The sequence below is a fragment of the Amycolatopsis sp. GA6-003 genome (genome assembly GCF_046267895.1).
In the GTDB taxonomy this organism is placed as follows: domain Bacteria; phylum Actinomycetota; class Actinomycetes; order Mycobacteriales; family Pseudonocardiaceae; genus Amycolatopsis.
The window spans coordinates 4,501,104-4,513,480 of the sequence record NZ_CP176499.1 but is presented as its reverse complement, the minus strand read 5'-3'; the positions used below and the strand labels follow the sequence as shown (position 1 = coordinate 4,513,480).

Sequence of the window (12,377 nt, the reverse complement as noted above, 5' to 3'; positions counted from 1 at the left end):
CGATGGCCAGCATCACCTACGACAAGGCGACCCGGCGCTATTCCGGGACCGAGCGTCCCGCTGTCGACGCGCTGGACCTGGAAATCGCCGACGGCGAGTTCCTCGTGCTGGTCGGCCCGTCGGGTTCGGGCAAGTCCACCGCGCTGCGGATGCTCGCCGGGCTGGAGGACATCGACGAGGGCGCGGTCTGGATCGGCGACCGCGACGTCACCCAGCTGCCGCCGCGTTCGCGCGACATCGCGATGGTGTTCCAGAACTACGCGCTGTACCCGCACATGACGGTCGCGCAGAACATGGGCTTCGCGCTGAAGATCGCCGGGCGGCCGGCGTCGGAGATCAAGCAGAAGGTGCTCGACGCGGCGAAGCTGCTGGACATCGAGCAGTACCTGGACCGCAAGCCGAAGGCGCTGTCCGGCGGTCAGCGGCAGCGCGTCGCGATGGGCCGCGCGATCGTGCGCGAGCCGCAGGTCTTCCTGATGGACGAGCCGCTGTCGAACCTGGACGCGAAGCTGCGCGTCTCGACCCGTACGCAGATCGCCGCGCTGCAGCGCCGGCTCGGCGTCACCACCGTTTACGTGACCCACGACCAGGTCGAGGCCATGACGATGGGTGACCGGGTCGCGGTGCTGTCGGACGGTCTGCTGCAGCAGTGCGACACCCCGCGCGCCCTGTACGACCGACCCGCAAACGTTTTCGTCGCGGGGTTCATCGGCTCCCCGGCGATGAACCTGGTCGCCGCGAAGCTGACCGCGGACGGTGCCGAGGTCGGCGGCGTGCAGGTGCCGCTCAAGCCCGAGGTCCGGTCCGCGGCCGACGGCGACACGGTCACCATCGGTTTCCGCCCGGAGTCGCTGGAGGTCACCACCGACACCGCCGGCGCGCTGCCGATCAAGGTCGAGCTGGTCGAAGAGCTGGGCTCGGACGCTTACGTCTACGGCAAGCTCGGCGCGGGCGTCGCGGAAAGCGCCGAGGGATCGTCACGCAACGTGGTCGCCCGCGTCGACCCGCGTACGCCGCCGGCCATGGGCGACACCCTGCACCTGCGGATCCGTCCGGACGAGCTGCACGTGTTCTCCGGCACGTCCGGCCAGCGTCTCTCCTGAGCCGATAGCGTGGGAAACTGGCAGTCGTTATGACTGCCAGTTCTCCGCACGCCGAGACGGTGATCGATCTCGGCGCACTGCGGCACAACGTTTCTTTGCTGGCCGCCCGGGCCCCCGGTGCGGCCGTGATGTGCGTGGTCAAGGGCGACGGGTACGGCCACGGCGCGGTTCCCGTCGGCCGCGCCGCGGTCGAGGCTGGCGCGAGCTGGCTCGGCACCTGCTCGCTGCAGGAAGCCCTTGACCTGCGGGCCGCGGGATTGTCGGTGCGGCTGTTCAGCTGGCTGGACGTGCCGGAGCTGGATTTCACCCCCGGCATCGAGGCGGACGTCGACCTCGGCGTCAGCTCTCTCAGCGAGCTGGCCCGGGTCGACGCCGCGGCGGAACGCGCCGGAAAGCGCGCCCGCGTGCACCTCAAAATCGACACCGGGCTGTCCCGCAACGGCTGCCCGCCCGCCGACTGGCCAGCGCTGGCCGAGGCGGCGGCCAACGCGCGCGGCGTCGAGGTCGTGGCCATCTGGTCGCACCTGGCCTGCGCCGACGAACTGGGGCACGCGTCGATCGACGCGCAGGCGAAGCTGTTCGCCGAGGCCTACGACGCGGCTCGCGCGGCCGGTCTCGACCCGATCCGGCACCTGGCCAATTCCGCGGCCACGCTCACCCGGCCCGACCTGCACTTCGACCTGGTCCGCCCGGGCATCGCGATGTACGGCCTCAACCCGGTGCCCACCGACGACGACCTGCGGCCGGTGATGACGTTCCGGTCGACCGTGGTGCTCACCAAGCCGCTGGCGGCCGGTGACTCGGTCTCCTACGGCCACACCTGGACCGCGCCGGAGGACACCACGCTCGCGCTCGTGCCCGTCGGATACGCCGACGGGGTGCCGCGCACGCTGTCCGGGCGGATGGACGTCTGGCTGGGCGGGAAACGGCGGCCGGTCGTCGGGCGGATCTGCATGGACCAGCTCGTGGTGAACGTCGGCAATGAGGACGTGCCCCGGATCGGGGACGAGGTCGTGCTGTTCGGGGCCGGTCGCTCCGGCGAACCGACCGCGCGCGAATGGGCGGACAAGCTCGGCACCATCGACTACGAGATCGTCACCTCGATGTACCGGCCGCGCGTACGCCGCCGGTATGTGGGGGAGCGGGCGTGACTCCGTCGACGCGGCTGTGGGCGATCGTCGGCGGAGTCGGAGCGGTAGTGACGGGTGCGGCAGCGGCAGTTGTCGCGTCGCAGCAACGCAAACCGACCGAGGACCCGTTCGCCGACGAACCGCTGGGCGAGCTGAAGCCGGACCGTACGTCCACTGTCGCGGCTGAAGACGGTACGCCGCTGTCGGTCGAGGAGATCGACCCTGAAGACGGCGAGAAGCCGGAGCTGACTCTCGTCGGCGTACACGGCTTCGCGCTTTCGCGGCTCTCGTGGCACTTCCAGCGTCGCGACTTCGCTTCGCTGCGGCTGCCCCGCGTACGGCAGGTCTACTTCGACCATCGCGGACACGGCCTGTCCGGAGAAGCGTCCACAGAGACGTCGACGATCGAACAGCTCGCGCACGACCTCGACAGCGTGCTGCGCGCGATAGTTCCCGAAGGACCGATTGTCCTCATGGGACATTCCATGGGCGGCATGGTGATCATGGAGCTGGCCGCGCAACGGCCAGACCTCTTCGAGGACCGCGTCTGCGGCGTCGCCTTCATCGCGACCGCGGCCGGCGAAGTCGGCGCACGCGGGTTGCCGAGGCCGTTGCTGTCCAAGTACAACCCGCTCACGCGCGGCGTCGGCGAGCTGGCTGGGTGGCAACCCGGGTTGGTGGAGTTCGTGCGCGCGGCCGGCGGTCAGCTGACCCGGCAGGCAGTGCGCCGGCTCGCGTTCGGCAGCCGCGATGTCTCGCCGCGCTTGGTCGACTTCATGCTGGAAATGCTCGCTGTCACGCCGGTGCGCGGGCTGATCAACTTCGTGGACACCCTCGGCAGCCACAATCGCTACGCTGTGCTGGCCGGGCTGAAACACGCGCAGGTGCTGGTCATCGGCGGCGACTCGGACCGGTTCACGCCGTTCGCGCACGCCGAGCGGATCGCCGCCGAGCTGCCGGACGCCGAGCTGGTGCGCGTGCGCGGAGCCGGGCACATGGTGCAGCTCGAACAGCCCGAGCTGGTGAACAGCCATCTCATCGACCTGCTGCAGCGCTGTGCCGGCAGCGCCGCGCCGAACCGGCGAAACTGGTGGTGGACAAGGTGATTCTGGAAACCCCCGAGGACACGATGGCCTTCGGGCGAACGCTGGGCGCGGCCCTGCGCGCGGGCGATCTGGTGCTGCTGGACGGTCCGCTCGGGGCCGGGAAGACAACGCTGACCCGCGGCATCGCGGACGGGCTCGGCGTCGGCGGGCGGGTCAGTTCGCCGACCTTCGTGCTGGCGCGAGTGCACGCCGCCGGTGCGGCCGGAGTGCCGCTGATCCACGTGGACGCGTACCGGCTCGGCGGCGATCTGTCCCAGTTGGACGATCTCGATCTGGACACCGACCTGGAATCGTCCGCGGTGGTTGTCGAGTGGGGCGAGGGCAGCGCGGAGCGGCTGTCGGAGGACCACCTGGTGGTCCGGCTGACCCGGCACGACGACGACACCCGGACGGTCGTGCTGGAACCGCACGGCTCCTGGACCACCCGGGTCGCCGAGCTGCGAGCGGCCTAGCGCTTCCCGTCCGGCAATCCGCTACGACCCGGTTTTCGACGGTTCCTTCGTCAGCGCGTGGTTGAGCGCGGTCAGGAAGGCCAGCAGCCGAGGGCCGAAGCGACGCAGGTCGTCGTCCTGTTCGACGCCGCCGTACCAGGAGAGGCCGGCCTGGCCGTCCGCGTCCGGGTCCACCTCGGCGAACGCGCCGAGCCAGCGTTCGGTGTCGCCGAGCACCACCGCGTACGGCAGAGAACGGGAGAACACCATCTCGCGGTCCTCCGGGCGTTCGATGTCTTCCGCGCGCACCCGGTGCAGGTAGCGCAACAGCCCGCGGATCTGGCCGGCGACTGCGCGGCCGCGGGCGGTGCGGGACGGCAGCAGCGCGCGAGCCGCGGCGAGACCCAGGCCGGCGAGCGCCACCGCGACGCCCAGCAGCGCGTGCCCGACGGTGAACGAAAGCACCGCCGTCACGACCAAGCCGAGCACGAACAGCAGGATGCCGGGCAGCGCCAGCACCCCGCGCGAGGTGTCCGGACGACGCGAGAACCATTGGCTGGCAACGACGTCCCGGTACATGGAGTCCTGGATCGGTGCCGTGTCGAGATCGTTCAGCCGGGACAGCAGGACGGTGTCGGTTCCTTCCGGCAGCAGCGTTTCATAGACCACCCGCTCGAAATCGCGCAGGTGCTCGTCCGGCGGGTTCCGCCGGGAGATCTGCCAGTCCGGACCGGGAAGCTCGGCCAGCCACAGGTAATTCCGCACCGCCAGATCGACGACGGTGGCCGCGATGTCCACCGGGTCCACCGACTCGTCCATCACGGTGCCGATCTGCCCGGGAAGCACCCCGTCCGGAGAAGCGAACCAAGTTCGGCCGTTTTCCCGCAAAAGAACTTCAATTGTGGTATCGCCGGTGCTGGTCGCGAGTTCGTCTTGCTTTCGGCGCCGCCATACGAATAGCGCGGCGGCAATCAGCAAAACGGCAACCACGGCGAATCCGATGACGGACGGCAAGGTGAGCGAGAATGCCGCCGCCAATGCGCTGGCCGGCACGAAATCGGCATTCGCCGGCGCGGTGCCCGGCGGCAGCCCGACCGACAGTTCCATCCGCGCGCCCGGCGGCAAATCGTTCTGCTGCAGCCGCAGCACGCCGGTGTGGTCGACCTCGGACAGCGTGCACGGCTGGTTCGCGCCGACCGAACAGGTCACCGGCGCCATCTGCCGGGCCGGGGCGAGGAAGGACGCCTTGATTTCCTTCACCGGCTGGTCGAAGCCGCCCGCGACGAGCGCGCGCACCTGCTGGCCGCCGCCCTGGTCGGCGAGGGCGCCGGCGAGTGTGTAGACGACGGTGGATTCGCCCGCGCCGAAGGTGAGCGTCAACTGGTCGTCGGCCTGCGCGACGGCGGCGCCGCCGGTGGCCTTCGCGTCCCGCATCGTGTAGCGCAGGTCCTGCCCGTCGTCGGCGGGCAGCCGCAGCGGCAAGGTGGACACCAGCCGCTGTCCGCCTGGGACAGTCACCTTCTCGGTGACCTGGAAGCCGCCGTCGCGCAACAGTTTAAGTGCGATTTCCGCAGTCGCTTCGGGGGCCGCTTGCGCATTCTCGGAATGCCGACCGGTTCCGGAGAAGGCCGCCGCCGGACTCAGGCCGGAGAGCACCGCCAATGCCGCGATCGCCGCCGCGGAAACCCATTTCCTCGCCACGGCAGCAGAGCCTAGAGCACACCGGCTAGGCTGGGTGCCCCGGCAGTGAAAAAAGCCGGATTACGCGAATCACGCAATCGCAGGGGGAACGATGACCTGGCCACCGCAAGGCGGTCCTTATCCGGTTCCGCCGGGAGCCGCCCCGCTCCCGCCGCCGCGGCCGCTGCCGCCGGGGATGCCGCCGGGCGCCGGGATGCCAGGCGGCGCGATGGCGGGGCCGGGGATTCCGCCGGGACAGCAGTTTCCGGGCGGGCCGCCGGCTCAGCAGTTCCCTCCCGGACCGCCGTTTCCCGCTGCCGGACCGGCAGTTCCGCTGCCGCCGCCTGCCGCGCCGCTGCCGCCGCCGCAGGTCGCTCCGGCACCGGGACCATTCGCCGCGTCCCCTGGGGTGCCCGCACCGGCATTCGACGCGGGAACCCGGCTCGACGGCTACCGTGCAGGGCGCCCGCCGAAGAAGAAGCACGCCGGGGTGATCGTGCTGGTCTCGGTGCTCGGTGCGATCGTGCTGGTCCTCGGGGGACTGGCAGCGCTCGGTGCGGCCGTGCACAAAGACAAGCGCGTCGACGCGGCGAGCACCACGCCGCCGACGTATTCCTCAATCTCCAGCGAAACGTCGCCCACCCGGTACCCCACCGAAAGCAGCACTTCGGCCACGACCACCTCGACAAGCAGGGCAACCCGCGCAACCACCAGCCACTCGGAACCGGCGTCCGAGGCCCCGCCGGCGCCCCGCGGCCCGCGACCGGTGAAGGAGACCGCGCGGAACCCGCTGTTCGCCAGCGCCGACGCCGGATTGCGAAACGTGGCGTGCACGCTCAGCCGCTGGAGTTCGGACCGGGCAGGCGCGGAACGGTTCTTCCAGTCCGGCATCCGCTGCCTGAACACGGTGTGGGCGCCGGTGCTCGGCGACGCCGGCCTTCCGTTCGACGGCCCGAACCTGGTGGTCGCGCAGTCCGGCCAGATGCAAAGCCCGTGCAGTTCGTCCGGTGACAATTTCGCCGCCTACTACTGCCCGACGAACGGGACCATCTACATGCCGATGGACAAGCTCCAGATCGAGGAATACGGCGCGCATCCCGGCGTCTACCTCGCGGTGCTGGCCCACGAATACGGTCACCACGTGCAGAACCTGTCCGGCGTCGAGGAGGCGATGAGCGAGCAGCGGTACGACGCGGGGGCCGACTCCGCCGCCGGGCTGGAGCTGTCCCGCCGTCTGGAACTGCAGGCGCAGTGCTTCTCCGGCATGTTCCTCGGTGCGTCGTCCAGCGCGGGCGGGTCGATCGACCGCAACATCTACAACGAGGCCTGGAACTCCGAGGACCGCGGGGACCACGGCGGCGGTCCTCGCGACCACGGCACCGACGAGCACTCCGCCGCCTGGTGGCGCCAGGGGGCGACGAAGAACCGCACCCAGCAGTGCAACACCTGGACGGCGAACTCCTCCGACGTGGCCTGACCCGCCGCGACGAGCTGCAAGCGGCCTGAACGCCAAGAAGGGCCCCTCGAACGCGAGGGGCCCTTCTCAGCTCGGCAAGCGGTTACTGGCTGGCCCTGGCCGCCGCGTCCTCCGAAGCGGACAGCGCCGGAGCAGACCCGAGCAGCGGCCTCTTCGCGGTTTCCTTCAGCTTCAGCAGCGTGAGCACGCCGACCACGCCCGCGATCATCAGGTAGTACCCCGGCCACTTGAGATCCCCGGTCGCCAGCACCAGCGCGCTCATCACCAGCGACACCGTCCCGGCGAACGCGGACACGAAGATGTTGAACGAGATCGACAACCCGCCGTAGCGGACCTCGGTCGGGAACAGCGCGGGGAGCGTGGACGGGCAGGTCGAGGAGAAGCAGATCAGCAGCAGTCCCATCAGGACCAGGCCGAGCAGCACCGAGAGCAGCGACCCGCTCTTGAGCAGCAGCACCATCGGAAGGCCGAGCACGATCAGCCCGCCGGCGCCGACCCACAGGATCGGCTTGCGGCCGACCTTGTCGCTGAGCCTGCCGAGCAGCGGGATGAGCAGCACGCCCAGCCACAGCACCCCGATCTGCAGCCATTCCGCCGCGGTCGCCGAAATGGCCTGCCCGCCGTTCGCGGACATCGTGCGGTCGTCCTTGAGGTAAGTCGGCATATAGCTGGTGAGCATGTAGTTGGTGACGTTCCAGGTCACCACGAGCCCGCCGGCCAGCAGCATCGTCGGCCAGTACTTGCTGAAGATCGTGCGGACGACGTGCTGGGACTCGGCGTCCTCGCGCTTGCCGGATTCGTCGAGCAGCTGCTGGAAGGCCGGCGTCTCCTCGAGCTTCGTCCGGAGGTAGACCCCGACGATGCCGAGCGGAAGCGCCACCATGAACGGGATCCGCCAGCCCCAGGTGTCCATGAAGGCCGGCGTGGAAACCAGCGGGAGCACCGACGAGACGGTCGCGCCCAGCGCGTAGCCGATGAAGGTGCCGAACTCCAGGAAGCTGCCGAAGTAGCCGCGGCGGCGGTCCGGGCTGTACTCGGCGATGAACGTCATCGCGCCGGCGTACTCGCCGCCGGTGGAGAAGCCCTGCAGGACCCGCGCGCAGACCAGCAGGATCGGCGCGGCCAGCCCGATCGAGGAGTACGACGGGATCAGTCCGATGAGGAACGTGCCGGTCGCCATCAGGATGACGGTCACCGCGAGCACCTTGGTCCGGCCGATCTTGTCGCCGAGCGGACCGAAGAACAGGCCGCCGAGCGGGCGGACCAGGAACGCCACCGCGAAGGTCGCGAACGTCGCGAGCTGGGCCAGCGCGGGATTGCCGGGCGGGAAGAACTGCGCCTCGATGGTGGTGGAGAGGTAGCCGTAGACCCCGAAATCGAACCACTCGGTGATGTTGCCGACCGCGGCCGCGCCGACCGCCCGGCGCATTGTCGCGTCGTCCGTGACGGTGGCGCCGCCCGACGGCCCCCTCCCGTCTGCTGCCTCTGTCACATCGCTCCCTTCGCGTTTTCAGGACTCACTGCGCAGAGCCCCCGCCATCACCTACCGCGAGCGGTCCAAAGCCTAACGTGATGCGTCTCACTCCCGCTCGGGGGTAGCGGAGGTAACGCCGACCGGGGAGCATGCGTTGTAGCAGGTAGATACCTGTAAAACCCCATCAACTCGCTCGCGTCGGCCAGCGGATCACCCGGATTCGCCGACGGCAGTGACGCGCGCAACCCGTGAGGAGGAGCCGCAATGACGGCAGTATTCGTGGCCATCGCAAGCTGTGCAACCGCGGGAGTCGCTGTAGCGGCCACCCTCGCGTCCTACGCGCAGCGCAAGTGGCGGGTCCGCGCCGTCGAGGCGTGACCTGTCTTAAGGCTTGACGATTCCGACGGCCAGGCCGAGGCCGACCAGGTCCTGCGGACGCAACCGCAGCTGGTCGGCCACGGCCGGCACGTCGGTCATCGGGCGTTTGAGGATCGCCGCCGCGGCTTCCGGGGAAGTGACCGAGAAGTAGGCGTCCGGGGCGATCCACGTCGCGCCCGCGGCGGCGAAAGCCAGCGCGCCACCCGAACCGCCTTCGCCGATCACCAGCGTCGTGACCGGCACCGCGGCGGTGGCGATCGCCTCGAACAGTTCCGCGATCGCTGGTCCGGCCCCGTTTTCTTCCGCTTCCGCGTCGTTCGCCGCGCCGGGAGTGTCCACCAGGGTCAGCACCGGAATCCCTAGCCGGGACGCCAGCCGCACGAGCCGGGCTGCGGTACGGAATCCGGCTGGACGCGTCGCGGTGCCGCATTGTGCGGCGTACGCGATCGCGCGGCCTTCTCGCCAGCCGAAGCCACATTGGACGCCTTCGTCCACATGACCGGCACGGTCGCCTTGTACGTTCTCTCGCCAGTCGAAGTACGCGTCGAGGTACTCGGGTGCGCGCGCTCGCGAAGAAGCGCGCGCTGCGCGTACGGCGTCCCAGCCGGTCTCGGGCAACGCGGCGTCGCGACGGGCGTTAGGCGGGGGAGCGGGCTCTGTCGACGGCGAAGCCAACAGCTGTAGCCAGCGCGCGAGTACGGCACCCAGCTCTTCGGTCTCAACGAGACGGTCGACCTGACCCCACTCCAGCTTCGCTTCGACGGTGTACGCCTCGGCCGGAGACGTCGCTGGCCGTACGCGAGAGCCCGCGAAACCGACCTGTGCGTCGGGGAGTCCTAACACGACATCGGAACCGGCACCGAGCGTCGCCCAGCCGCCGCCGGTGGATGGATCGCACAGGACGGAAATCTGCGGGACGCCCGCCGCGCGTGCTTCCGCGGCGGCGCGCGCGATGCGTTGGAGCTGGGAGAGCGCGCGCATGCCGTGCTGCATCCGGCTGCCGCCGGTCGCGACCAGCGAAACCACCGGCAGTCCACGCTCCTTCGCGTGGGCGAAGGCGGCCTCGACGCGGTCGCCGGTCTGCTGGCCGATCGAACCGCCGAGGAAGCCGAACTCCCAGGCGATCAGCACCGTCGGCACGGCACCGATCCGGGCTTCCCCGACGACGACCGATTCGGTCTCGCCGGTGCGCGCGGCGGCTGCGGCCCGAGCCTGGAGATATCCCGGCCAGCCGAGCGGGTCGTCCGCTGGAGTGTCCGGAAGGGACAGGTCGGTGAACCCGGTGGAGATGCCGGCCAGCAGCTCGCGCGCGGTGGTCCTCATCCCAGCGCTCGTTTCATGACCTTGCCCATGTCGTTGCGCGGCAACGCATCCAGGTACCGCACGACGCGGGGCCGCTTGTGCGGGGCGAGCAGTTTCGCCACGTGGTCGGCGAGTTCCTCGACCGTCGGGCGCGCGCCGTCCGGCACGACCCACGCGACGATCCGCTCGCCGAGGTCGTCGTCCGGTTCGCCGGTCACCGCCGCCTCGGCGACGTTCGGGTGTTCCAGCAACGCGTTCTCGATCTCGCCCGCGCCGATCTTGTAGCCGCCGCTCTTGATCAGGTCGGTGGCCTTGCGGCCGACGATGCGGACGTACCCGTCGGGGTCGCGGGTGGCCATGTCGCCGGTGCGGAACCAGTCGCCGTCGAGCGCGGCGGCGGTCGCGTCCGGGCGGTTGAGGTATTCGGTGAACAGATTCGGCCCGCGGACCTGGATCTCGCCGACCGCGTCCGGCTCTTCTACCGGAGTCCCGGTCTCGTCGACCAGCCGCAGATCGACCCCGGCCAGCGGAACGCCGACCGAACCCGGCTTGCGCTCGCCGTCGGCGCGGACGCTGGTGTTCATCAGGGTTTCGGTCATGCCGTAGCGCTCGATGACCTGCTGTCCGGTCGCGGCGGTGATCCGCTGGTGGTCGTGCACCGGCAGTGCGGCCGAGCCGGACACCAGCAGCCGCGCGGACTTGAGCGCGTCGGCGAGGGCTTCGTCGGTCGCGACCGCTTCGGCGATGCGGTGGTACATCGTCGGGACGCCGAACAGCATCGTCGCGCCGTTCGCGAGTTCCTCGGTGACGCCTTCGAGCGAGAACCGCCCCAGGTGCCGGACGGAGCCGCCGCGGCGCAGCGGTCCGAGGATGCCGAGGATCAGGCCGTGGACGTGGAACAGCGGCAGGCCGTGGACGAGCACGTCGTCGGCAGTCCACTGCCAGGCGTCCTCGAGCGCGTCGAGCGTGCTCGCGATCGCGCGGCGGGGGAGCACGACGCCCTTGGGCGGGCCGGTCGTGCCGGAGGTGTAGACGATGAACGCGGGCGCTTCGGCGTCGGGCTCGCCGGACGGCGGCTTCCCGTCGCCCTCCAGCGGAATGTCGCGCCGCGGCAGGTCCAGCGCGGCAGGCAGTTCGACGCCGGGTTCGGCGAGCACCAGCGCGGGCTCGCTGTCGGCGAGGATGTGGCCGAGTTCGCGTTCGCCGATCTTGGGGTTGAGCGGTACCACCGGAACTCCGGCGAGCAGCGCGGCGACCACCGCGACGCTCGTGTGCAAGGTCGGGGTCGCCCAGACCGCGATCCGGCGGTCCGCGGGCAGTTCGGCGGCCAGCGCCCCGGCGACCGCGCCGAGTTCGGCGTAGGTGAGTTTTCGGTCGCCGAAGCGCAGCGCTTCCTTGCCGGATCCGGCGGCGACTGCGGGAAACAGCGGATCGGGCACTTTCGCGGACCTCCTGCGTCACCGGCACCTGGACCGCACCGTACCGCCTGGCGGCGGTCGCCACCTGCGATGCGATTCACAGATCCTGATTGTCAGGGGTACCCAGGTTCAGGCGAGATTATCGAGCAGCGCGCGCACCCGCTCGACCATCGTTTCGTACCGGGCCGGGGCGACGTTCACGTACCGCTCGCCGCCGTCGGTTTCGGAGAACGAGAACAGGTAGCGCCCGTGCTCGGTGTCGTAATACGTGCAGATGTCGCGCCCGCTGATCCGCCGCCCGCCGAGCCCGTCGCGTACGCCCGCGGTGATCTGCCCGCCGCCGGCGCGGGGCAACGCGGCGATGTCGAGCAGATGCCGGACGTCCTGGCGGGCCGGACCGCCGTCGATGGCCAGGTTCAACGCCGATTCCGGGACCGACACGGCCTGCCCTCGCGCAGGCTGGACTCGCGGCAGCTCCCGGATCAGGTCCTCCGCCAGCGCCTCCGCCCGGGCGGGCCGCAACACCACCGTGCTGGTCGACGGCATGTGACAGGCCAGCACCGCGTCCTTGCCCAAGGCCGCGACGACCAGCCGATACCGCCGCTCCCGCCCGCTCTCGACGGTCGCCGACAGCTCACTGGCTCCCCGGCACAGCACGGTCATCGTCCGGGCGAACGTCTCGTCCAGCCCACCGCGTCCCCAGACCCCTTGGTCCGCCATGGCGCTCACCGCGGCTTCGCGGTACGCGCGCATCTCCTCGGGATCGCGCCACAGCGGGTCGGGCGCGAGCGCCGCCGGGAGCGAAACCCCAGCCAGTTCCGCCGCGAGGGGCAAGCAGTCGGCAGGGAACACCACCTCGCGGGTGAGCACGAGCATCG

At 70.3% G+C, this 12,377-nt stretch carries 10 protein-coding genes; 5 read left to right on the top strand and 5 right to left on the bottom strand.

What is annotated here, in order from left to right; genetic code table 11:
• Nucleotides 1-2 precede the first annotated feature (2 nt).
• Genes F9C12_RS19980 through tsaE form a run of 4 tightly spaced genes read left to right on the top strand, consistent with a single transcriptional unit; the run spans nucleotide 3 to nucleotide 3,791 of the window.
• Complete coding sequence (locus F9C12_RS19980) at nucleotides 3-1,103, top strand: ABC transporter ATP-binding protein (RefSeq protein ID WP_409183458.1); 1,101 nt, start codon at nucleotides 3-5, stop codon at nucleotides 1,101-1,103.
• Between the two features lie 29 nt (nucleotides 1,104-1,132).
• Entirely contained in the window at nucleotides 1,133-2,254 is a 1,122-nt protein-coding gene (gene alr, locus F9C12_RS19975; RefSeq protein WP_409183457.1) for an alanine racemase, read from the top strand.
• Nucleotides 2,251-3,339 (top strand): alpha/beta fold hydrolase, encoded by a 1,089-nt coding sequence (locus tag F9C12_RS19970; protein ID WP_409183456.1) that lies wholly within the window; start codon nucleotides 2,251-2,253, stop codon nucleotides 3,337-3,339. Before alr ends, F9C12_RS19970 begins: the two co-directional genes overlap by 4 nt.
• A gap of 23 nt (nucleotides 3,340-3,362) precedes the next feature.
• Nucleotides 3,363-3,791, top strand: a complete 429-nt coding sequence (gene tsaE / locus F9C12_RS19965; protein WP_409467036.1) for a tRNA (adenosine(37)-N6)-threonylcarbamoyltransferase complex ATPase subunit type 1 TsaE — start codon at nucleotides 3,363-3,365, stop codon at nucleotides 3,789-3,791.
• Nucleotides 3,792-3,812: 21 nt separating this feature from the next.
• Here the strand turns inward: tsaE and F9C12_RS19960 are convergent, their stop codons facing one another.
• Nucleotides 3,813-5,471 carry a DUF2207 domain-containing protein gene (locus F9C12_RS19960; protein WP_409466876.1) on the bottom strand — a complete coding sequence of 553 codons (1,659 nt, stop codon included), beginning with the start codon at nucleotides 5,469-5,471 and terminating at the stop codon, nucleotides 3,813-3,815.
• Nucleotides 5,472-5,562: 91 nt separating this feature from the next.
• On the opposite strand from F9C12_RS19960, the gene F9C12_RS19955 reads away from it, so the two are divergent.
• The gene (locus F9C12_RS19955) at nucleotides 5,563-6,927 is read left to right on the top strand and encodes a neutral zinc metallopeptidase (RefSeq protein WP_409466875.1); all 1,365 of its coding nucleotides are present in this window, start codon (nucleotides 5,563-5,565) and stop codon (nucleotides 6,925-6,927) included.
• Nucleotides 6,928-7,009: 82 nt separating this feature from the next.
• Here the strand turns inward: F9C12_RS19955 and F9C12_RS19950 are convergent, their stop codons facing one another.
• The 4 genes from F9C12_RS19950 to F9C12_RS19935 form a co-directional block, all read right to left on the bottom strand.
• A complete protein-coding gene (locus tag F9C12_RS19950; protein WP_409183452.1) occupies nucleotides 7,010-8,419 on the bottom strand; it encodes an MFS transporter in 1,410 nt (469 codons plus the stop codon).
• Nucleotides 8,420-8,785: 366 nt separating this feature from the next.
• Nucleotides 8,786-10,102: a carboxyl transferase domain-containing protein gene (locus F9C12_RS19945; protein ID WP_409466874.1), complete on the bottom strand. Its 1,317-nt coding sequence runs from the start codon at nucleotides 10,100-10,102 to the stop codon at nucleotides 8,786-8,788.
• Nucleotides 10,099-11,520 (bottom strand): acyl-CoA synthetase, encoded by a 1,422-nt coding sequence (locus F9C12_RS19940; protein WP_409466873.1) that lies wholly within the window; start codon nucleotides 11,518-11,520, stop codon nucleotides 10,099-10,101. Before F9C12_RS19940 ends, F9C12_RS19945 begins: the two co-directional genes overlap by 4 nt.
• Before the next feature lie 108 nt (nucleotides 11,521-11,628).
• On the bottom strand, nucleotides 11,629-12,375 hold the full coding sequence (locus F9C12_RS19935; RefSeq protein WP_409466872.1) for an ESX secretion-associated protein EspG: 747 nt from the start codon (nucleotides 12,373-12,375) through the stop codon (nucleotides 11,629-11,631).
• Nucleotides 12,376-12,377 lie beyond the last annotated feature (2 nt).